19 protein-coding genes are annotated in these 20,179 nt (G+C 43.5%); 15 read left to right on the top strand and 4 right to left on the bottom strand.

What is annotated here, in order from left to right:
• Positions 1–117: 117 nt before the first annotated feature.
• From MSG35_RS01110 to MSG35_RS01090, 5 genes are all read left to right on the top strand, one after another.
• Positions 118–546 carry a PACE efflux transporter gene (locus MSG35_RS01110; protein ID WP_248382521.1) on the top strand — a complete coding sequence of 143 codons (429 nt, stop codon included), beginning with the start codon at positions 118–120 and terminating at the stop codon, positions 544–546.
• Between the two features lie 180 nt (positions 547–726).
• Positions 727–1,707 (top strand): helix-turn-helix transcriptional regulator, encoded by a 981-nt coding sequence (locus MSG35_RS01105; RefSeq protein ID WP_348983476.1) that lies wholly within the window; start codon positions 727–729, stop codon positions 1,705–1,707.
• 357 nt (positions 1,708–2,064) lie between these two features.
• On the top strand, positions 2,065–3,441 hold the full coding sequence (locus tag MSG35_RS01100) for an amidohydrolase family protein (protein ID WP_248382519.1): 1,377 nt from the start codon (positions 2,065–2,067) through the stop codon (positions 3,439–3,441).
• Positions 3,442–3,528: 87 nt separating this feature from the next.
• Positions 3,529–4,194, top strand: a complete 666-nt coding sequence (locus MSG35_RS01095) for a DUF3299 domain-containing protein (RefSeq protein ID WP_050644276.1) — start codon at positions 3,529–3,531, stop codon at positions 4,192–4,194.
• A 165-nt stretch (positions 4,195–4,359) separates the two neighbouring features.
• Positions 4,360–5,559, top strand: a complete 1,200-nt coding sequence (locus MSG35_RS01090) for a carbohydrate porin (protein WP_248383228.1) — start codon at positions 4,360–4,362, stop codon at positions 5,557–5,559.
• A gap of 96 nt (positions 5,560–5,655) precedes the next feature.
• Here the strand turns inward: MSG35_RS01090 and MSG35_RS01085 are convergent, their stop codons facing one another.
• The gene (locus MSG35_RS01085; protein WP_004731619.1) at positions 5,656–6,123 is read right to left on the bottom strand and encodes a hypothetical protein; all 468 of its coding nucleotides are present in this window, start codon (positions 6,121–6,123) and stop codon (positions 5,656–5,658) included.
• A 343-nt stretch (positions 6,124–6,466) separates the two neighbouring features.
• Between MSG35_RS01085 and MSG35_RS01080 the strand changes: the two genes are divergently transcribed.
• Positions 6,467–7,474, top strand: coding sequence for a Solitary outer membrane autotransporter beta-barrel domain (locus tag MSG35_RS01080; RefSeq protein WP_248382518.1), 1,008 nt, complete (start codon positions 6,467–6,469; stop codon positions 7,472–7,474).
• A 118-nt stretch (positions 7,475–7,592) separates the two neighbouring features.
• Positions 7,593–8,654: a GGDEF domain-containing protein gene (locus MSG35_RS01075; protein WP_248382517.1), complete on the top strand. Its 1,062-nt coding sequence runs from the start codon at positions 7,593–7,595 to the stop codon at positions 8,652–8,654.
• A gap of 36 nt (positions 8,655–8,690) precedes the next feature.
• Here the strand turns inward: MSG35_RS01075 and MSG35_RS01070 are convergent, their stop codons facing one another.
• Entirely contained in the window at positions 8,691–9,686 is a 996-nt protein-coding gene (locus tag MSG35_RS01070) for a helix-turn-helix domain-containing protein (protein WP_050644271.1), read from the bottom strand.
• Positions 9,687–9,845: 159 nt separating this feature from the next.
• Between MSG35_RS01070 and MSG35_RS01065 the strand changes: the two genes are divergently transcribed.
• From MSG35_RS01065 to MSG35_RS01050, 4 genes are read left to right on the top strand one after another with little or no spacing between them, the layout of a single operon-like run.
• Positions 9,846–10,967: an HlyD family secretion protein gene (locus MSG35_RS01065; RefSeq protein ID WP_009844846.1), complete on the top strand. Its 1,122-nt coding sequence runs from the start codon at positions 9,846–9,848 to the stop codon at positions 10,965–10,967.
• On the top strand, positions 10,957–11,976 hold the full coding sequence (locus tag MSG35_RS01060; RefSeq protein WP_048606138.1) for a DUF2955 domain-containing protein: 1,020 nt from the start codon (positions 10,957–10,959) through the stop codon (positions 11,974–11,976). The genes MSG35_RS01065 and MSG35_RS01060 overlap by 11 nt, the downstream gene beginning before the upstream one ends.
• A gap of 22 nt (positions 11,977–11,998) precedes the next feature.
• Positions 11,999–13,099 (top strand): AI-2E family transporter, encoded by a 1,101-nt coding sequence (locus tag MSG35_RS01055; protein WP_248382516.1) that lies wholly within the window; start codon positions 11,999–12,001, stop codon positions 13,097–13,099.
• Positions 13,100–13,759, top strand: coding sequence for a potassium channel family protein (locus MSG35_RS01050; protein ID WP_017086389.1), 660 nt, complete (start codon positions 13,100–13,102; stop codon positions 13,757–13,759).
• Positions 13,760–13,871: 112 nt separating this feature from the next.
• Here the strand turns inward: MSG35_RS01050 and MSG35_RS01045 are convergent, their stop codons facing one another.
• Positions 13,872–14,411 carry a DUF3332 domain-containing protein gene (locus MSG35_RS01045; protein ID WP_248382514.1) on the bottom strand — a complete coding sequence of 180 codons (540 nt, stop codon included), beginning with the start codon at positions 14,409–14,411 and terminating at the stop codon, positions 13,872–13,874.
• A gap of 664 nt (positions 14,412–15,075) precedes the next feature.
• On the opposite strand from MSG35_RS01045, the gene MSG35_RS01040 reads away from it, so the two are divergent.
• Positions 15,076–15,669, top strand: coding sequence for a hypothetical protein (locus MSG35_RS01040; RefSeq protein ID WP_248336013.1), 594 nt, complete (start codon positions 15,076–15,078; stop codon positions 15,667–15,669).
• A gap of 230 nt (positions 15,670–15,899) precedes the next feature.
• On the opposite strand, the gene MSG35_RS01035 is transcribed toward MSG35_RS01040, so the two are convergent.
• Positions 15,900–16,109 carry a hypothetical protein gene (locus tag MSG35_RS01035; RefSeq protein WP_004731601.1) on the bottom strand — a complete coding sequence of 70 codons (210 nt, stop codon included), beginning with the start codon at positions 16,107–16,109 and terminating at the stop codon, positions 15,900–15,902.
• Positions 16,110–16,730: 621 nt separating this feature from the next.
• Between MSG35_RS01035 and MSG35_RS01030 the strand changes: the two genes are divergently transcribed.
• The 3 genes from MSG35_RS01030 (at position 16,731) to MSG35_RS01020 (ending at position 20,089) form a co-directional block, all read left to right on the top strand.
• Positions 16,731–18,110 (top strand): HAMP domain-containing sensor histidine kinase, encoded by a 1,380-nt coding sequence (locus MSG35_RS01030; protein WP_248382513.1) that lies wholly within the window; start codon positions 16,731–16,733, stop codon positions 18,108–18,110.
• The gene (locus MSG35_RS01025) at positions 18,107–18,739 is read left to right on the top strand and encodes a response regulator (protein ID WP_048610910.1); all 633 of its coding nucleotides are present in this window, start codon (positions 18,107–18,109) and stop codon (positions 18,737–18,739) included. Before MSG35_RS01030 ends, MSG35_RS01025 begins: the two co-directional genes overlap by 4 nt.
• A gap of 417 nt (positions 18,740–19,156) precedes the next feature.
• Positions 19,157–20,089: an ABC transporter substrate-binding protein gene (locus tag MSG35_RS01020; protein ID WP_248382512.1), complete on the top strand. Its 933-nt coding sequence runs from the start codon at positions 19,157–19,159 to the stop codon at positions 20,087–20,089.
• The last annotated feature ends 90 nt before the right edge of the window (positions 20,090–20,179 follow it).

Genomic DNA, 20,179 nt, shown 5'->3' with positions numbered 1-20,179 from the left:
AAAGGGGGTAATAACTCCTAGGCTATCACTATTCGTGATGGCTGTTAACTTTCTCTTATTATTTTAGGTGACATAATCTCGACCAATCCACACGTAATAGATTATTTAGAGGAATGTATGAGTACGTTAGAAAGAGTGTTTCACTCTGTGTTATTTGAAGTATTGGCCGTCACACTATCAATTATAGGCTTAGCGATATTTACCGATCATGATGTGAATGCCTTATCAGGAACCATGATAATTGTTGCGACCATCGCGATGATTTGGAACTACTGTTTCAACCGCATTTTTGATCGCTACTTCACGGGTGAAAAATCAAAGCGTTCGCTAAAGTTACGTGTTTTTCATGTCGTGCTATTTGAGGCAGGCTTGCTGGTGGCGACGATCCCAGTGATGGCTTACTTACTTGATGTGGGGATTTGGCAGGCATTTTTAATGGATATCGGCGTGACCATTTTTATTACCATTTACGCGTTTGTGTTTAATCTGATTTACGATCATATACGAGCATTCTGGGTACGCAGAGCGGACTTAGCCGTTCAGTAATCTACCAAGTCAGTAAACACGAGTTTGGCTACTAACCGTTTGTTTATTCGTTATTTTGACGGAGACATCCGGTTAGTAGGTCTAGGTAACGCGGCGTTTGTTCTGCTATCTTAAAAAAGGTGATAATTTGAGTTCGTGAACGAATAGATAAGGGAAAGGATGCCAAATACCCCTCAGATAATGACAGTTGTCGATAAGAAAGAAGTCGAATTGTTCGCGGAACTGTTCAAACATATTGATGGTGAAATCTACACCTTACTACGCAGTGCCCAAATCCCTAATGATATTCTCACCAGTAATGACCATTACGATTATCTCCCTGAGACAACAGTTAAAAACGTGGTCAAGATTATGGGGGAATCTGCGTCGAGAGAAGAGTTTTCGCTGTTTATGTGGAGTTTTTGCAAGCAAACCTATGTGCCAAGGTTTGTGGCTAAGCTAAGCCAGCAGGATTCATTGAAAAACGCGCTAGACCAATTTGGTGAGCAGCTGAAGCTCGTATCCAATGGTGCGAATGTCTATACCAAGCAATCCGGAGGCAAGTGGTGGTTGGTTCGCGAGAAGCCGTTTACTAACGCACCGTGGTTTAAGTTCGCTGAACTGTTCTCTGTTATTTTCATTAACGAGCTGCTTTCAGTATTAACACAAGGTCGTTGGAAGCCGTCTGAGGTCGGAATTCAAAATGGCGATCTCGAATGTTTTCAATCTCTACCACAAATGGGCAGTGCTCAGTTTTATACGTATAGACCGGTCACTGCCTTTGAGATCCCTGAAGACATCATGCTTGCACCGATTGTTTTACCCAAAATTGCTCAAGTATCAGATCTCACTAAGCCTTTACCTAGCTCATTCCTGAGCGCTTTTAAGCTTGTTATTAAACCTTATCTCACGATGGGGAAACTCCCAATTAGCTTAGCTTCTGAGATTCTGAATATTCATGTCAGAACAATCCAGCGTCGGTTGGAAAGTGAAGGGGTGGTCTACAAAACCTTGATTGAAGAGATGGTTCTTGAGCAGGTCTTGGAGTTGCTAGAGCAGTCCGATCTATCGATCACGCAAGTGGGCGCGAAGATGGGGTATTCCGATTCTTCCCACTTTACCCGTGCCTTCAAACGACAGATGAACATGACGCCAAGACAGTACCGAAAAGAGCACAGCTAACGCCGGTAAGCAGCAGTACCAAGCTACCAGTAAGAGCTTCGGCAATAACCGCTCCGCAGCGAAACTCTAGCCAGTAAGTAAAAATTCCAGCCAGTAAGCAGAAACCGTAGCCTGAACGCATAATTATTTATTGTCACCAAATGGCCATTTATCAACCTTGAACACTGGCAGTATCACTACTAAGTTATTGAATGTTGATGAGTTGTTTTTGCCTCGATTTTTTCCCGGAATTTTGATTAGATTTTTGTGATTATCGCGGCCAATAAAAACACCTTTGAAACCTCATAACACTCATTTGTAGTTACGGAATCGTTATGGGAAGTGGACGCCACTAACAAACGGAATCAAGGTGTAAAAATGAAAAATGCAGGTTTAAAGCTCTCTGTTGTTGCTCTTTCGTGTTCATTTGCTCTTTCTGCAAATGCAGCATCAACGCTATTTACTAACGTCGATATTTTCAATGGTACAGAAAACAAACTCTACGAAGATCATCACGTACTGGTTGAAGACAACCTAATCAAACAAATCTCGGCAAACCCTATTGAAGCCGGTGAAGCTACCGTCATTGAAGGTGAGGGCAAAACGTTAATGCCTGGCTTAATCGATGGCCATGCCCACGTTATGATTAACTATAATTTTGGTGATATCGAAACCAATAAAGATCTCACCGACATCTCTATTCATGCAACGCAAGTGGCTAAGCGCTACTTAGATGATGGTTTTACAACCGTTCGTGATATGGGCGGACCTGCTTTCGGTTTGGCTCGCGAAATTGAGAGTGGCAATGTCGTTGGTCCTCGAATTTATCCGTCTGGCGCATTTATCTCTCAAACATCAGGTCACGGTGATTTCCGAGATAGAAGTGATCCCGGTTTCACGCCTAATTCGGTTGGAGATATTTCTAACTTTGAAAGAATGGGCATTGGCGCTGTAGCCGATGGTGTGCCTGAAGTACTCAAAGCGACAAGACTGAACTTACGTAATGGTGCGACTCAGATAAAGATCATGGCCGGTGGTGGTGGTTCATCTCGATTTGACCCGATTGATACAACTCAATACTCGGTAGACGAAACCTGTGCCATCGTTGAAGCAGCAAAAGATTGGAACACTTATGTTGCTGCGCATACATTCAATGATCGCTCGGTAAATCGTCTGCTTGATTGTGGCGTAAAAACCTTTGAGCACGGATTCTTTATTAACGACGATACGATGAAAAGAATTGCAAAAGAGGGCGGATACGTTGTTCCACAGATGTGGGGCCTATCGCCAGATCTAGCAAAGAACCCGCTTATGCCTGCAGAAAAACTGCCGATGGTTGCTCAGCTTCAAGAGCAGTATGGTGACTACGGTAAACGCCTACTTGAAAATAACGTGAAAGTTGTTTTTGCATCAGACTATGTAGGTGCAGATTCGGATGCCGAGAGAGCTCGTCGTTACGAAATTTACTGGAGAACACAAGCGTTTGGTAGCAACTTCGAAGTGCTGAAACAAATGACTTCTACAGCTGGTGAAATGTTAGCGATGTCAGGTCCTAGAGGCACAACCCAAGGTAAGTTAGGTGTCATCGAAAAGGATGCCGTTGCAGATATTCTACTGGTAGATGGTAATCCACTGGAAGACATGACGGTATTAGGTGCGACCACCGAGTGGTTCGACGCTGACCCTGAATACAAGACTATCGATACGATTAAATTGGTAATGAAAGATGGCGTTGTATACCGCAACGAAATGTAATCTTTGGTTTGATGTTTAATAGTTAGGTAGGGGGAATTTCTCCTCTACCTAACGTAGTTTTACGATGTTTGTGTGAGGTAAAGTGTCATGGTTATTTTGAAGCCAATTTGTTCTCTGTTTGTATTGTGTTGTTTGTCGTTTTCATTATTGGCTAGCGAAGTGAAAGTTACATACTGGGACGAGTTAGTTCCAAGCATGGAGTTGATAGAAGACCCATTTCAAAAGCTTGATCGAAATCAGATGTTTGATATGGCGACCATTGCTCGCTTTAAAGACGCGCAAACTGAAGACGGTTTTGTCGCAAGTGACGAAGCAACGCAAGAAATAATTGAAGTGACAGAGAGATTGAGAAAGCAGGACGTCGATGTTGAAGCGCTGTTTGTTGCTCGTGAGCAAATTATGAAGCAACGAGAAGCGTTAGGTTCTAAACCAAATAATGAGGTTGTCGGTAGTAAGCATCGAATCCCTGGCTATATCACTCCGATTGAAATGGACGGAACTAAAGTTACTAAGTTCTTCTTAGTGCCTTCTGCAGGAGCTTGTATCCACACACCACCACCTCCAGCGAATCAATTGGTGCTGATAGATTACCCTCAAGGCATTGAATTGGTGAGCTTAATGACGCCAGTTTGGGTTGAAGGTGAGTTAACAGGGCATCAATCGAAAGAAAATGTGAATTACTCTGACGGCGCAGCCAACGTGCAGTCGGTCTATGCGATGAAAGCGGACGGTATAGAGCAGTATCAACCTTAAGCTAGCGCATCTAGTGCGCTCTAATCTCATGTTGGAAGTATTTAAATCACCCAGTGTCATCAAATGACAATTTTCAATGTGAGTAATAACTAAAATAAAACTAACTTAAAAAGCACTGGTGACGTGATGAACTCAAGATTTTCTAAAATAAGTATGGCAATTGTGATGGCGGCTAGTCCAATGAGCGGCATTGTTTACGGCGCTAACTTTGAAGGCCCAGATTCTGTTGAAAATACAATTGCAGAGCAGAAAGCACAAAAGAAATCTTGGAGGGAGTCATTAGCTGAAGATGGTTTTACATTTGGTGCCGATTACTTTGCTTTGGGGCTGACCTCAGGGGATGGGGTTGGCGGGGATAGCGTTGATGCATCGTCGGGAGTGGCGCGATTATACGGTTCATGGCATCTATTGGGAAAGGACACACAGAACTCAGGTAGCTTAGTTTGGAAGGTGGAACATAGGCATGCCTATGGTGATACTGCGCCAAAAGACTATTCATTCGGCCCACTTGGCTATGTCGGTTCAATTGGCCCTGCATACAGTGACCAAGGGTTTCGTGTTACGGACTTAAATTGGAAGCAAAAAATCAACGATGGCAAAGGCACTATTGTTGTCGGTTGGCAGGATGTAACGAACTACGCCGATGTTTACGCTCTAGCAAGCCCATGGTCTGGTTTTACTAACTTGGCATTCTCGACAGGCTCTGGTGCGATGGGCTTACCTGATGATGGTGTACTTGCGCTTTCTGCTGGTCATATGTTGGGCGAGAATTTTTATGTCGTCGGTGGTATCGCCGATGCAAATGGTCAGTCAGATGATATTTTTGATGGCTTTGATACCGCTTTTGGTAGCGATGCGTCTTACTTCACAACACTGGAATTAGGTTGGACGGCTTCGCAAGAGCAGATCTACACCGATAACTTCCATGTGACTTTCTGGGATTTTGGTGACGATACGCGCCACAGTAATAGCCTTGCTGCGGAAGGTGGCTCGGGCGTCAATTTCTCATGGAGCCAGTTTATGACGCCGCAAGTTATGCCGTTTGTGCGAGGTGGTTTCTCTGAAGGGGATGTTGCCCTTTACGATAAATCGATTTCTGTTGGTATGGGTTACTTTGGATTAGGAAAACCGACCAACAACCTTGGTGTAGCGCTAAACTGGGCGGAAGTGAATGGTGATTCTTTTGCAGCTAATGCGAAAGCGATAAGCGGTAGCACAGAGCAATGGACAGCGGAGATCTACTACAACATGCAGTTTGGTGACCATTTCCAAGTAACGCCAGACATCCAGTACATCAAAGATCCTGCGTTCTCTAGTGAGAGCAGCGCTTGGGTATTCGGTATTAGAGCGAGAGTCTTTATCTAACTTCTCTGCTTGTTAATCGCTGAAACGTAAAGAATAGATGTAAAAAGTGAGCCTTGATAGGCTCACTTTTTTGTCTTAGGTGTGTATCAAAAGAGGCTATGCTTTTTCGGCTTTGGGCGTGTCATCGAGTGCGAAGTAGATCTTTGAAACAATAATCTCTGCGACCAAAATAGTGAATACCACAGCGAAGAACGCCACCACACCATTCCATGGGCCTGTGAAATCGACCTTGTCTCCAAATAAGATATTGATGGCTTCCAGCATCACAAACTTAGAGCCCACTAGAATCACGTAACTGGATAAACCGCGATAAATCTTAGGCGCAGTGCCGGGTTTAGACTTGAAGTAATCTGCGAGCTTATGTTCTAAGCCAATAGACAGTTTGAGCAGGAGTTGTAGCAGAATCGCAGCTGCAAATGAGATGGTGAAAGACTCGATATTGACGAAGTCCCAGTATTCATCAAAAAAATTAAGAACGGTTAAATCGACGAGTACCGCAAGCGTGTATCCGACAAAGAGTCGTTGGGGCGTATTAAATCCATATACTTTTTCTATATTGCTCATCTACTTCTTCCTGAGTAAAGGGTTATAAAAAACTTAGGAGTTAATCCTATAATTTTCAACCGCTTATTGTTTTATATGCGAAACAGGTCTTAAAGTCAGTTTGGCGCATTATGGTAAGTAAGGGTTTTAAGAATGATCCAAGATAAGACTCCAATTTAGACAGAGGCGCATATGATTATTCATTTTAGAATCCAAGACGTAGAAGAACTTTCGGGAGCCATCGATTTAGCAACGCTCTTGCAGTTGGAACTGAGAGCAGTATCAACCACACCGTTAACTCTCTGATTGAATTAGTTAAGTTACCAATTACACTTAAAGCATAAGTTTGAATGGAGTCAACTTAATGCTTTCACCCCTATCGCACTATCCCCGTTATATTATTCTGCTCTTAATGGGCCTCAGTTCTTCCTCGGCCTATGCATCCAATGAATTGATTCAGAACCGCTTAGAGAAGATATTTTCTGTGTCAATTGCGCTGACTGACAGCGATGCCATTTCAATTGGCTTTGTGGATTTTGATCCTAATTCGTTTATCAACTTAAACGACAGTGGTTTTGGATCCGATAAAACCATCGATACTCGAAGCCAAGTGAGTGTGGGCTCCATCCCTTACTCTTCCGTGATTAAAACGGAGGATGACCCTGACTTTGAGCTTATTTGGTCTGTGCGAGGGTCTTATGCGCTTTCTGAACAGGATATTGAGATCTCATCAGATGTGACTCCTGACCGTCGTGTTAACCCAAATGAAGACTCGGTATTGGGCCTGTATGGCTTTTTTGGAGGGCAAAACCATTTAAACCAACATTGGTCTATCGCCTATGGCTTAGGCACTCACTTGCTCTATTACCGCAATAAATACGAATACAACAACAGCTACTCTCAAGCATTTCAATCTCAGCTAGACGGCTACGCGTTGAATACATCAGCATGGGCGCTTGTTGCAGAACCTTCAGTCAAACTTCAATACTTGCAACCAAAGGAGTGGGGCAGTTGGAATGTGTCTTCAAGAGTTCGTTACTTTTATGGAACAGGCTGGGGCGAAGCGAACGATGGCGATATCGGTAACCCAGAAGGGATGCGATTCATTAATGAACTAGAGTTTAGGCAAAATGTAGCGCTCGATGCTTGGTCGCTGAATAACCCTCAAATCCACTATAACTTAACAAGAATCGATGTCGCGGGTGATTTGACGGCTCCTTTAGATACGCACTATTACTATGAATTTGGGGCAGGATTAGTATTTGATGTGCCTTATGACTCTTACTTTTTTGACAACTTCGGGATTGGAATTAACTTCAATTATGGCAGCTCACTCAGTGGCGGTAGCTTGCTATTCTTACTCAACAATTAGCATAAGTTGTTGATCTTCAAAGTACTCATATAATTTGAATTTGTATGTGTCGTAAAATGGTAAATATCTTAATCAAAACTTAGCCATCATAGTCATTCGCCCATCACCAGAGCAAACTATGAACAAGTTAAGTTATGACCGAAAAATGCCGCTATACGTGGTGTCTGCACTTGTCCTCAATATGGCATTTAGCTTGTGGTTGCTGAGTATTGCTTCTACGCCAGCCATGGTTTTTTCGGTGTGCGCCTTGTTTTTACTTAGCACTCTGATTACCGCACGCCTTTATCGACATGAAATGGCTCAAAGTAAGAATAACTTGTCGGAAGCGATTATTGATGGTGTCGCAGGTTTTATTGTCCTCGATAGTCAATTGAGGGTTATACAAGTCAATCAACAGTTCTCTCGGGTTTCAGGTTATGCCTTTGACCAAGTTGAATCTCGTCCGATTTCTGATCTCTGTTTTATGAATAACAGCAGTCTCATTGCGACCATTACTCGCTCACTGAAGGAAAACCAGAGATGGAAAGGTGAGTTGAGTGGCGTCAGTCGACTTGGTGAGCAGTTTACCGTAAACGTTGTGGTGGAAAAGCTAACTGAAATTCTGCCGCACAATAACAAGTACGTGGTGACCTTTACGGATATTAGCCGACGCAAGATATTGGAGCGTCGATTAAGAATGCTGGTGGAAACGGATTCACTGACAGGGTGCTGGAATCGACGCCGTTTTGATAACGACTTAAAACATTATTCAAACCTGGCAGAGCGTTATGGTTACACGCATTCCTGTTTGGCGTTGATCGATTTAGATCACTTCAAGGCTATCAATGATAATCACGGCCATGACCAAGGTGATTCAGCGCTGAAAGAGGTCGCTGAACTGTTGAGAAACAATATCCGAGACACTGACATCGTCGCGCGAGTAGGCGGAGAAGAGTTCGCTATCTTGATGCCTGAAACCAATTTGGCAGAAGCGTTTGAGGCGATGTATCGATTGAAAGAAGTGATTACCAAAGGAACAACATTGAACCTGACTGTGAGCAGTGGTGTGTCTGAAATACAGGCGCAAGCCGAAGCGACCTATCGCAGTGCAGATAAGGCACTTTACCGCGCTAAAGGTAACGGGCGAAATAGAGTGTGTAGCTCTAGCCCAGACTGTGCTACTCCAATTGCCCTTGGTTAGATGCAGGCCGTGCTTGGTTGATCAATCGAGCGGAGCCTATGCCGAGATTGAGCGTTGGTAAATCTTCGGCGTAAGGCCAGACACACGCTTAAACGCACGAGAGAAATGAGAGATGTTGGTGTAACCGAGTTGGCTAGAAATGTAGGTCAGTGTGTGGCCTTCTTCCATCAGCTCGCAAGCTACAGAAAACATCAGGTTCTCTTTGATCTTTCGATAAGTGGTGTTTTCATTCTTGAGTTTGCGTTGGAACGTTCGCACTGAAAAGTTGAGCAGCTCTGCCGCCTCTTCAAGAGAGAGGTCTTGTTCTTTCATGTACGGTTTTAGAAGCTCATAAATACTATCGGTAAAGCTGGTATGCCACTCAATAAGTGTCGGTTTTGTACTGAGGTCTTTAGACGTAAGACGGATTGGGAGTTGTAAGATCTCATCAGGAATCTGCACAGCAGTCGACGAATGATCAACAAACAGTTGGCAGTTACTTGATACCAGTGTTTTGACGACATCGATGTCATGCCCTTGCAAGCGAACCTTAGTCGGTAACCATGGTGATTGCGACAAAATGGTTATTAACTCAATGATATAAATAACAGCGAAAGCTTCGCCCCATTGAAACATAGGTGAGTTGTCTTCCGGTGCTGTGCGGCAAAACCAGCTCTGACCGTGTTCTTGGATAAACTCGACTTTGCTGCCTGGTGAATCATAGGCAAAGATTGAATTGATCTGTTTTAGTGCATCACCAATGGTTTCGAATTCGGTAAATTGATGCAAGACATTTGGGATGATTCGACGTCGAAATGCAAGTCCGAGAATATCTGTGAACCGAGAAACACCAAGTTGGGCGGATGTCAGATAAATCAAACGTTTAATCGATTCTGATGGCACGAAGTCGCTTTCTGATTCGATGAGATCGGGCGGCAAACCAGAATCTTTGAGCAAAAGGTGAAGGTCGAGACCATAGTCAGAAAACACCTGAACCAGAATTTTGGCGTAGTTCGTTTGAATTACCGGGACTTGGTAGTGACTAGAGCTCATTAGAATACAATCCTGTATATATTGTCGCATTATTAGACGTGCATATCATTTGCAACGTTTTGTTTACTAAATCTAACCCTATTTACTTGAGTTTTCCATTACCGGGTTTATTTTTAAAGTATTAATTTTGTTGATGTTAGTTATCTAGAAGGGAGTCCCATGTCAGAAGTCAACGGGAATACGCAAGAAGCCAAGGAAGAAGTTGGCCAGCAAGAAAATGGAAAAGACAAAGTAAGAAAGGTCACCAACTACTTATTATTGTTCGTGGCGTTCATGTTGATCTTCAGTATCATTTCAGACCGCATCATTCCTATTACTGATAATGCTCGTGTAAAAGGTTATATCGTTCCAATCAAGCCTGAGGTGTCGGGTAAAGTACTCGATATTCTTGTTCAACCTAACCAACTCGTTAATCAGGGCGACAAGTTAGCCATTTTAGACGAGTCTGATTACCAAATAGCCGTCCAACAAGCGGAGCAAAATTTAGAGATCGCTGGCCAAAATGTTGGTGCGCAAACCGCGAGCATTGCTTCAGCCCAAGCGAAACTCACTTCAGCGATTGTTGAAAGACAAAACACCAAACTGCAAGCTAAGCGTGTTTTAGAGATGGCCGATAAAGGTGTCGTTTCTAAATCAGATGCAGATAAAGCGCGAGCAGCATTAGCAACTTCTCGTGCGGCGGTTGTGAATGCAGAAGCTGACCTTGACCGTGCTAAGAAACAAATGGGTAAAGAAGGCGAAGAAAATAGCCAAGTGAAAGCGGCGTTGCTGGCACTTGAACAAGCTCAATTGAATCTAGAGCGCACCGTGATTACTGCACCGACACAAGGTGGTGTTTCTAACTTTAGCCTCTCTGAAGGTTTCTATGCATCAGCAGGGCAAGCAATCATGACCTTTGTTTCAACCGAAGATATCTGGATTGAAGCTTATTATCGAGAGAACAGCCTAGGTAATGTAACGGTCGGTGATGAAGTTGAAGTGGCGTTAGATTTCGCACCGGGCAAAGTGGTAAAAGGGCGCGTAAGCAGTATCGATTGGGGTGTTGATTGGGGGCAAAATGATCAAGCAGGTAAGCTTGCTCAAGCTAGCCAACAAACGGGTTGGTTGCGCCAAACACAGATGCTTCCTATCACCATTGAATTTGATAATGAAGAAGTGACAGGCATGCTCCGAGTGGGTGGCCAAGCGGATGTGATTGTTTATAGCGGCGATAACTTTGTGTTCAACGCGATAGGCAAGGTATGGATTCGTTTGATTAGCGTATTGTCTTATGTCCGATAAGCCGATTCCTGACCAACAAACACAACAACGGATCCTGCGATTTACGGTCGGGGTCACGTTGGCTGTTTTCTTGGCGGCGTGGATAAACTGGCCACTTGCGTTTGTGGCGCCAGTGTTCACTGCTAAGTTCTTAATTGATAAACCAAACCTCCATAAGGAAACGGTCTACGAATTGCTCTTGGCCGTTGTAGTGACCATGGGGTTAGGTTTATTGCTGTCGCGAGGAATTACCCATTATCCAATCCCATTGCTGATTTTAGTGGGGCTAATGATGCTTTGGGGTTACTACTTGTTTGTCGACCCAAAATGGAACCTGTTCGCTACCATACTGTTGATTGCGGTCTTGATGTTGCCATTCATGGCGATTGATAACCCTGGCGTTTCAGTAATGTTGGCCTCTGGCTTAGCGACCTCTGGTGTGGTTTCAGTAATGCTTTTTGCGTTAGTACATGTGTTTTTTCCTGAGCCTAAATCGGCGTTCTCAGGCTTCGCTGCTGCGCCACTCGAAAAGAAACAGCGTTGGTATGCGGCCTTTAGGGCGATGATCATCTCCTATCCAGTGGTTTGTTTTTTCTTTATTTTTCAAATATCTGAAGCTTTACTGACAATGATGTTCATTGCGTTGTTATCGTTGATGATTACGTCAGAGAAGTCGATAAAGTTGAGCGCTTTTCTGGTGATAAGTAATGGTATCGGGGGATTGCTGGCGATTGCTGCTTTTTCAATTCTTTCTATAGTACCCAACATTGTCTTCTATTCTTTGTTTATAGGACTTATTGCCATTCTTATGGCTACCAAGATCTACACGGTTCCCGAAAAAGCACCTATTTTCGCCACTGCATTTAGTACGTTGCTCGTACTGGTTGGTAGCACATTGATGAGCTCCGGTGATATCGATAGCAACACCCTTATACGCATATTCCAATTAGTGTTAATTGGCATATATATGATTTTGGCTTCTCTATTCCTAGAAACACGGAATTGGAAGTTCCTACAAAATCAGCCTTAATTTTGTCTAACAAGGACGTCTCATGAAGTTAACCGATGATTTTTCAAAACAGGCGATAGACGCTGCCATTAAGATCGCAGCGATTGCCATGCTCGTGTATTGGTGTTTTTCGATTTTGCGCCCATTCATTCTTTTGGTGATATGGGGTGCGATCATTGCGACTGCGTTGTATCCAGTGGCGGTCGCAATTTCAAATAAAACCGGGATGTCGAAAGGTAAAGCCAGTGCATTGCTGAGCTTTATTGGTGTGATTCTTCTATTTATTCCTTTGGCGGCGCTTTCTTCTGGTATCTACACCAGCGCGACAGACCTGATGACAGGGCTTCAAGATGGCACATTGTCATTGCCTAAACCGAAAGAGTCTTTACAAGATATTCCATTAATAGGGGAAAAGGTTTATTCAACCTTGGTTGCCGCCTCGAACAATATTGAAGGCACTTTCATAAAGTATGCAGACGAAGTTAAACAGTTCGCGACGAAAGCGGCTTCGGTTCTTGGCTCGCTAGGTGGTGGCTTTATTCAGTTCATTATCTCTACCATCATTGCTGGTGCATTCATGAGTAATGCCGATAAATGCAAAACCGGTGTGACTCACCTAGTGGCGCGTTTAACGGACGGTAAAGGTGAAGAATTGGTACAGCTCTCTAAATCGACCGTGCGAAGCGTTGTGCAAGGTGTGATTGGTGTGGCTGTGATTCAATCCATGATGTCGGCAATCGGTTTGGTGATTGCAGGCGTTCCAGCAGCTGCGTTTTGGGCGCTAGCTGTGCTGCTCATTGCGATAATCCAACTTCCACCGATTCTCGCTCTATTACCGGCGATCATCTACATGTTCAGCGTTGAATCGACACTGGCGGCGAGCTTGTTCTTAGTGTGGTGTATTTTGGTGAGCGGCAGTGACGCTATCTTAAAGCCAGTATTGCTGAGCCGTGGCTCTCACATTCCAATGTTGGTTATTCTATTGGGCGCGCTGGGCGGCATGGCGATGTCAGGCATCGTCGGTCTGTTTGTCGGTGCTGTAATACTGAGTTTAAGCTATGAGCTTATGATGGCGTGGCTTGGACTTGAAGAGAAAAACCAAGAAGAAACTGAGGAAAAACCTGCAGAGGTCGAGGAAAAATAGATGAAGCCAGTCTCTAAAGACGACAACTTCTACTTCTTATTCTATGCACTGTTGGTGTTGTTTTTTGGTTGCGCGGTGATGCAGCAGTTTTATCCGCAAGGTCAAAAAACAATCCTATTTCTCATCATCATTACGCTGGCGAGTTCGATTGTCGGTATTCATAAAGAGCGAGCCTTGTATCGCTCTTGGTACGGACTGTTATTGATTACGGCGCTCGTGTCTGGTGTGTTTTCGTTTTTGGAAGGTTATAACCTGTCGATAGTGACGCTATCGGCGCTGGCTGTGTTTTTGTTTTCACACATTTACTCAGCGTTGAAGCAGGTGATGAAAGCAAAAACGGTGACGCCTAATCACATCATCGGCTCAATCTGTATCTACTTGTTGTTAGGGTTTGCTTGGTCGACCATCTACTTGTTAATTTTAGAGATCTTTCCGAATGCCTTTAACGGGTTAGAAGAGCAAGTCTGGCTGACAAACTTGTTCAATGCGATGTACTTTAGCTTTATCACCTTGACTACGGTTGGTTACGGCGACATATCACCAGCTCTGCCTATTGCTCAGTTCTTCGTTTTTATGGAATCCATTATCGGCAGCTTTTACTTAGCTATCATGGTGGCGAGTTTGGTGAGCATTCGACTTGCACAGTCTCAGTCCCAATAGAGCATTTACAAATAATAGAGCACATACAAACAAGCCCGACAATTGCCGGGCTTGTTCTATTTTATGAGCTTCAAAGTCTGTCTAAGTTTGAACTCTTTGTGGGCGATGAACCTTAAGCTTCAGTACCTTGAATCTTCTCTAATTCAGCAATAGTCGTTTGCGATACAAGCTGACCATCCATGTAATAGGTAACGTTTTGACCGTCTTTGATGCCCGTTAGAGTCGCTGTTTCACCAGAGGTATAGACGATGTCCATTTGAATTATGTTTTCGTCAATCTTAATCATCTCACCCGTTTCAATGGTGCGATTGTTTGAAATTGGGCCTACAGGGGCTTCTTTCAGGCTTGGGTCTAGGTCGTCGTTCACTTCGAAGTGTGTATCTGTTTTTGTATCAAATACGTGTGGCGAACCGCTGATAGGGTTTTTACCTGTCCAAAATTCAAGTGAGTTGAATACGACATAGTCTGCAGCGGTAGTAATACCGTATACAGGCGCTAATAAGAAGTTTACACCTGCACGAGCATAGCGGTTATCGACAACTTCAACGTTAAATTTCATCACTTTCCCTGTTACGGCGTTACTACCGATACAACCAGTTAGCGCAGAAGCCAAAACCGTTAGTCCTACAATTTTAAGTGCAATCTTTTTCATTTTAGTACCTGTATAAGTTAGAAGTCTGTTTCGTTGGAACAGGTGTAGTATGGTTTTTATTCGATGGTCAGTTTTACCATTTAGCGCCACTGACGATATAAAATGCACTCGGACTTTTGGCATAAATCTAGGTATAAAGTGAGGTATAAAACTGGGCACAAAAAAAGCGCGACCTAATAGGGCGCGCTTTGGGGTATTTAGATAAGTCGTAATGAAAACAACGACTCTAATATAGAATTACTTCATCACGTAGGTATAAGCCGATACGACAAGCCAGCGGAAAAATCGAAATAAAAGGGTAGTGGCTTTAAAGGCAAATTTGGCAATGGATACCATTGCTTCTGAACCAATGCTTACGCACTTATGCAAATCGGATTCTTTGTATTCTGAATAGGTCATCTGTCTTCTCATTTCTCGCGGTTGTCTTTCATATGTAAGTAACGACTCCTGTCTGGCGATATCCCCTGAGCACGTAATGTACGAATTTTCGCCGGTGGAGATTTACCATTTCATGCCATATGGATTAATAACTAGCCAAAAGAGAAAGGGCTGAGAGAATTTAACGGCATAGCGAGGTGTAACTGATCAAGTTACCGAAAAAACGAGGGTAATAGTGGTATGATCGCGGGCTCAGCACCATAAGTAATGAAGAATAGGAAACAGAATGACTCACCTTACCGAACAGCAAGAAGCTGCAATGGCGACGTTTAAGGAAAACTTACACCTTCCAAACGGTGGTTTTCATAAACTGATTATCGAGCTAAGTAAGGAGTATCAGCTGCCTTTCCAAAAGGTGCGTGCGGTTTTAAAGAAAGCTCAAAAAGACGTTGAACGCCAAATACGAGAAGACTTTACCAGCGTTGATGACACAGTACTGAGCCAAGCAAATTGGGTACACATCATTAAGTCGAAGCTTGTTGAGTTAGCGGAAAAAAACCAAACGGTCATGGATAAGCTGCAACAAAACCTGAAGTATCAAAAAGTGTTGTCGGCAATCGAGGGTTCAATCGCAAGCGAAGACGAACGTGACGAGTTGATTGAAGAGTTGATTCAAGCTTATGAGAAAGAGGTGTTCAAACCGTTACTGGCGATGCTGCATACAACAAAGCTGTATTGGAAGTTAATGCTGGTGGATGAGACATGTAAGATGAATGAGGAGAATCGCGAGAAATTCAGTGATTACCCTCAACACATGCAAGCTGCAGAACACTTATATACTCTTGATCAGAAGTTAAGGTCGATGCCGTTAACTTATTAGTCCATGAATGCACTGATAATGACTCATTGGTGATTCAGAGTTTGATATAAGTTGGTTTCAATAGAAGCACGATAACCTAGCTAGCGTTAGCCGCGTGTGAAATGCAAAAAGGGCTAGGTTTCTGATCTGTTTTACTTCTACTCTATTTTGTTCTGCTAGAGCGAATTGAGGGTGACATCTTTTACATCTTTGGGACTAGATGGTGTTTCTTTTGTAGCCTTTGGGAAATGCTATAGGAGTGTGAAATGTCCTAGGGTGTTTCCGTTGCCTGAAACGATAGTTCCGATGCTTTCTCGTTCATTAAATTCAAAGTCGATGAGATAACTGTGATGTTGTAGCTTGGGCAATATGTGGCGGTGGAGTATATCGCTATTGAGCTGTCGAATCTCGGTGACCCATGAAATCTCTTCTTTGTGTAAGTCTATTTTAATCTTGAGCATTTATTACCTTTTAGTTTATTGACTGTTTTTTCGCGTGATAGTTGGTACCAATGGGTTTGTCGTGTTGTTCTGCGTGACATAACTGTGCCTTGTGTTTATTACATTTGTATTTAAGTGCTCGATCTATTCTGACTTCGCTGATAAAAGAGCGAATGACGAGAGATCGGTAGTAGGATCGAATTTAAAAGCTATTGAATGACTATCTGGGTGAAAGCTGACGCAGAGATGGTGTAACGAGGGAATCGAGAACTGTCTATGTGGAACTTGGACTTACTTTAGCATTAACAGCTCTATAGATTAGAGCCAGGTGGCGAACTATACGCCTAGTTTTTAAAATTACAACCATATTTTCAATTAAATTTAAAAATATTTTTGAGTGATTTGCCATCGCTTACTGAAGGTTAAATGAGCAAAGGTCGGGGGTTGACCATGATATCAGACTGAGGTTTGGTTTTTCATTTGTCCGTCTTCAGTATAATTAGTGATTTAAATTAAATGGCAAAATCACTCAATCTTAAGTGGCTGTTATATATCATCTTTACATTGTAAATTACAAATCGTAACTTTTGGGTCAAGTGTTGTGATTGCAGGGCTTGGGGGCTTTGTTTACACTTAATGCTTATGGATATATTAGTCGTATTTACCCTTTATCTGATCTACGGTTTGGCTTTCTTCGCCATCGGTTTTTCTGTTGTCTTTAGAAACTATAAAAACAGCCAGATCAGTATCTCCAAACTTCTCCCGATCCTTGCCATCTTTGGCTTTGTTCATGGTGTTCATGAATGGTCTGAGCTTTATTTGATTCTCTATCAAGACCAATTTCAACGTTCTCAGTCGATCGAACTCTTCAAGGTATTCAAGTTACTCTTTTCTTACCTCGCCTTAGGCGCCTTTGGTTGGAAAATGCTGGATCTGTTTGACTGGCGTTGGGTGAAGTGGGGCAAGATCTTCATTGGGCTGTTACTGGTCGCGTTTACTTTGAGTTTGGTTGATCGCTTTGATGAGCAAGCATTTACCGACTACATCAACATCAGTAATAGCCACATCCGAGTGTTGTTCGGCTTAGGCTCCGGCCTGTTAGCTGGTGTCACCATGATCATTTACGGCAAACAGTTTTATGATGTTGAGCACCAAGCTGCGTCTCCTTTTGTTTATACCGGCGCTGCTTTGATCTTCTATGGTATTACTTCGGGCATTTTGAGCTCTGAATACGGCATCTGGGTTATCTTTTTAAGAACAATGTGTGCTTTGGCAACGCTTCATTTCTTGTGGAAAGCGCTGCGAGTATTCGATAGAGAAAGAGAACTGCAAATTGAAGCCATGGTGCACCGCTCGTTTCAAGACGATAAGCTTAAGGAATTAGGCGAGCTGACTTCAGCTGTTGCTCATGAAGTGAAAACACCGCTGAGCAGCGCAATGATGAGTTGCGACTTACTCGAGAAAAGACTGCCTGATGATGAGAATGTGGCTAGGCAATTGGTGAGGATCCGCAGTGGTATCGAGCGCGCAGCCCATATCAGCCAAGAAGTGTTGAATTATGCCCATCATCGAAAGGTGTCATTCAAAGCTGTTGGTGTGCGAGGTTTATGTCAATCGTCGCTTTCGCTGGTGGAATACCGACTGTCAGACTTTGATATCGAATTGGATGTTAGTAAGAAGCTGCAAGTGCATGGCGACGCGATTCATCTAGAAGAAGTGCTCGTCAATATACTGGTAAATGCTGTTGATGCGAGTGAGCATACCAAGAGTATTTCTATCTCAGCGTACCCATTGGGCTCTAATGTGATCATAGAGCTCACCAATCGTGGTCCTGCCATTCCGGAATATGTGATCGAGAAAGTGATGCAACCTTTCTTTACCACTAAGCCAGTAGGGAAGGGGACAGGAATGGGACTGGCTATCTGCCGACAAATTATGACGCAACATCATGGTGAACTTGCCTTGCATAATATTGAGAACGGACTCATGGTGCGACTACAACTACCTAAGGCAACCCAATGAAATTAAAGCTATTGCTTGCAGAAGATGATGAGCAATTAAGAGAAGTGTTGGTCGAAGCGCTGGCACTCGAAGAGTTTGACGTTGTCGCGTTTGATAACGCAGAAGACGCGTTGGATGCAGCAGGGGAGGAGACGTTTGATCTTGCCTTGTTTGATGTGGTGATGGGTGGCATGACAGGTGTTGAAGCCCTATCTAACTTGCGCCGATTGCAACCCAAAATCGGGATTGTGATAACCACGGCGTTCGCGACTGTGGATGTTGCCGTTGATGCCATGAAAAAAGGGGCGGACGAGTTCTTAACCAAACCCTTTAATTTGGCGGCACTGTCGGTAACGCTTAGAAGGGTTTATGCGGAACGATCTCCGCAGACTCCTGTGGAAGAGCGCAGTAACGACCAGGTGTTTAGTGCATTAGCTAACCCAATTCGACGTGCGGTGTTGAACCACTTGAGTATTCATCAGAAGTTAAAATTCATGGATTTATGCCGCGTTGTGGGTATTGAAGACCATACCAAGTTCAATTTCCATTTAAGGCAGTTAGTGAATAGTGGATTGGTGAAAAAAGGTGAGAGCCGTATTTACTCCCTGACTCGTCGCGGAAAAGAAGTGCACTCGAGCATGCTCAAGTAAACGCTGAGTTTTTATTATCTTTTGATAAATAAGGATTAAAACCTAAATTTCTTACCAACCGTTTTTATGGTTCACGCAAAGAATATCGTGGGCCATTGGTGTGTTCTCTTCTTGGCTTCTCCATTCCATATCCTCGTTATATGGCCGTTTTTGTGCATTCATACCTGCCATTGTTAGCAGCCTAACAAAATATGAATACTGACTTTTACGTTTCTGAATAATAAAGTTGTTGTGTCGCCAAATTAGTGCAAATATAATTGATAATAGTTCTCACTTGCGTTACAAGTTTGTTGTCAATCCAATGACAGACTTTAAATTATCGTTATTTAGCAGTTGTGTACGCCCCATGCTCGTCTATGAGTAGTGTGACTTTCATTGTCATGAGTGGTGGTTTGTATCAATGGCAAAGGAAGAAACATGAAGAAAACAATCAATTCAGTTCGCCAGTTATTGAGCGGGCTTGCCATCGTTTTAGCATCATCATTCATGATGACCGCGCATGCGGAAACCGTCACTATTGAGCATGTAAAAGGCACAGCGCAGTTTACTGAAGTACCACTGCGAGTGGTGGTTCTAGGCCACGGTAGCTTAGACGTGCTTGATAAAATTGGTGTACAGCCAGTTGGCGCGCCTCATAGCTTGCTGCCTGATTACCTAGCTTCGTACAAAGATACGACGGCAAATACAGGCTCATTAAGCGAACCTGATTTTGAAGCTATCTACATGTTGAAGCCTGACATCATCATCGCGGAAAACCGCATGCTTAAGGTTTACGACAAACTGGCACAAATTGCTCCTACTATCATGTTCTCTATTGAAGGCGACAAGTACTGGGCTGATGCTCAGCAAAACTGGCGCGCGCTAGGCGACATCTTTGGTAAGCAAGCTGAAGTCGAAGCGATCATTAAAGAGACTCAAGCTTCTATTACTGCGGTAAACGACAAAGTAGCGTCTGACGAAACTTCAGCAATGATGCTAATGAACAACGGCAACAACATTGCGATGTTCAACAAAGGCAGCCGTTTCTCAATCATCTTTGATGACTTTGGTTTCGTGGAATCAAAGAGTGCAACCGTGGCTCCGATCAAAGGAACACACGGCAACTTAATCTCTTTTGAATACATTGCTGATGCAAAACCTGAAGTGCTTTACGTGCTTGACCGCGAAAAAGCGATTGGCAAATCAGAAGGACGCGCTCAACAACTGTTTAATAACCCACTGGTTGCGGCAACACCTGCAGCGCAGCACGGCAACATCGTTTACCTTGATTCAAGTGCTTGGTATCTGGCTGGTGGCGGTGTGACGGCGATTCACAGAATGCTTAGTGACATTGAACGTACGATTCAATAGTTATTAACCATCAGATTTTCGGGCTTATAAGAGTGTTCTTATAAGCCCTTTTTCACTTTTTTATACGGGCTACCCGAGACCTACCTTTAG

Source organism: Vibrio sp. 1CM23M (assembly GCF_023161755.1).
Lineage (GTDB): Bacteria > Pseudomonadota > Gammaproteobacteria > Enterobacterales > Vibrionaceae > Vibrio > Vibrio coralliirubri.
Note: the sequence above shows the minus strand (reverse complement) of the source record. Positions and strands in the feature narration are given on the sequence as shown.

What these genes read in the sequence shown, in the direction of transcription:
- MSG35_RS01110 (WP_248382521.1), top strand. Translation starts at nt 118, where the DNA reads ATGAGTACGTTAGAAAGAGTGTTTCACTCTGTGTTATTTGAAGTATTG.
- MSG35_RS01105 (WP_348983476.1), top strand. Translation starts at nt 727, where the DNA reads ATGACAGTTGTCGATAAGAAAGAAGTCGAATTGTTCGCGGAACTGTTC.
- MSG35_RS01100 (WP_248382519.1), top strand. Translation starts at nt 2,065, where the DNA reads ATGAAAAATGCAGGTTTAAAGCTCTCTGTTGTTGCTCTTTCGTGTTCA.
- MSG35_RS01095 (WP_050644276.1), top strand. Translation starts at nt 3,529, where the DNA reads ATGGTTATTTTGAAGCCAATTTGTTCTCTGTTTGTATTGTGTTGTTTG.
- MSG35_RS01090 (WP_248383228.1), top strand. Translation starts at nt 4,360, where the DNA reads ATGGCGGCTAGTCCAATGAGCGGCATTGTTTACGGCGCTAACTTTGAA.
- MSG35_RS01085 (WP_004731619.1), bottom strand. Translation starts at nt 6,123, where the DNA reads ATGAGCAATATAGAAAAAGTATATGGATTTAATACGCCCCAACGACTC.
- MSG35_RS01080 (WP_248382518.1), top strand. Translation starts at nt 6,467, where the DNA reads ATGCTTTCACCCCTATCGCACTATCCCCGTTATATTATTCTGCTCTTA.
- MSG35_RS01075 (WP_248382517.1), top strand. Translation starts at nt 7,593, where the DNA reads ATGAACAAGTTAAGTTATGACCGAAAAATGCCGCTATACGTGGTGTCT.
- MSG35_RS01070 (WP_050644271.1), bottom strand. Translation starts at nt 9,686, where the DNA reads ATGAGCTCTAGTCACTACCAAGTCCCGGTAATTCAAACGAACTACGCC.
- MSG35_RS01065 (WP_009844846.1), top strand. Translation starts at nt 9,846, where the DNA reads ATGTCAGAAGTCAACGGGAATACGCAAGAAGCCAAGGAAGAAGTTGGC.
- MSG35_RS01060 (WP_048606138.1), top strand. Translation starts at nt 10,957, where the DNA reads ATGTCCGATAAGCCGATTCCTGACCAACAAACACAACAACGGATCCTG.
- MSG35_RS01055 (WP_248382516.1), top strand. Translation starts at nt 11,999, where the DNA reads ATGAAGTTAACCGATGATTTTTCAAAACAGGCGATAGACGCTGCCATT.
- MSG35_RS01050 (WP_017086389.1), top strand. Translation starts at nt 13,100, where the DNA reads ATGAAGCCAGTCTCTAAAGACGACAACTTCTACTTCTTATTCTATGCA.
- MSG35_RS01045 (WP_248382514.1), bottom strand. Translation starts at nt 14,411, where the DNA reads ATGAAAAAGATTGCACTTAAAATTGTAGGACTAACGGTTTTGGCTTCT.
- MSG35_RS01040 (WP_248336013.1), top strand. Translation starts at nt 15,076, where the DNA reads ATGACTCACCTTACCGAACAGCAAGAAGCTGCAATGGCGACGTTTAAG.
- MSG35_RS01035 (WP_004731601.1), bottom strand. Translation starts at nt 16,109, where the DNA reads ATGCTCAAGATTAAAATAGACTTACACAAAGAAGAGATTTCATGGGTC.
- MSG35_RS01030 (WP_248382513.1), top strand. Translation starts at nt 16,731, where the DNA reads ATGGATATATTAGTCGTATTTACCCTTTATCTGATCTACGGTTTGGCT.
- MSG35_RS01025 (WP_048610910.1), top strand. Translation starts at nt 18,107, where the DNA reads ATGAAATTAAAGCTATTGCTTGCAGAAGATGATGAGCAATTAAGAGAA.
- MSG35_RS01020 (WP_248382512.1), top strand. Translation starts at nt 19,157, where the DNA reads ATGAAGAAAACAATCAATTCAGTTCGCCAGTTATTGAGCGGGCTTGCC.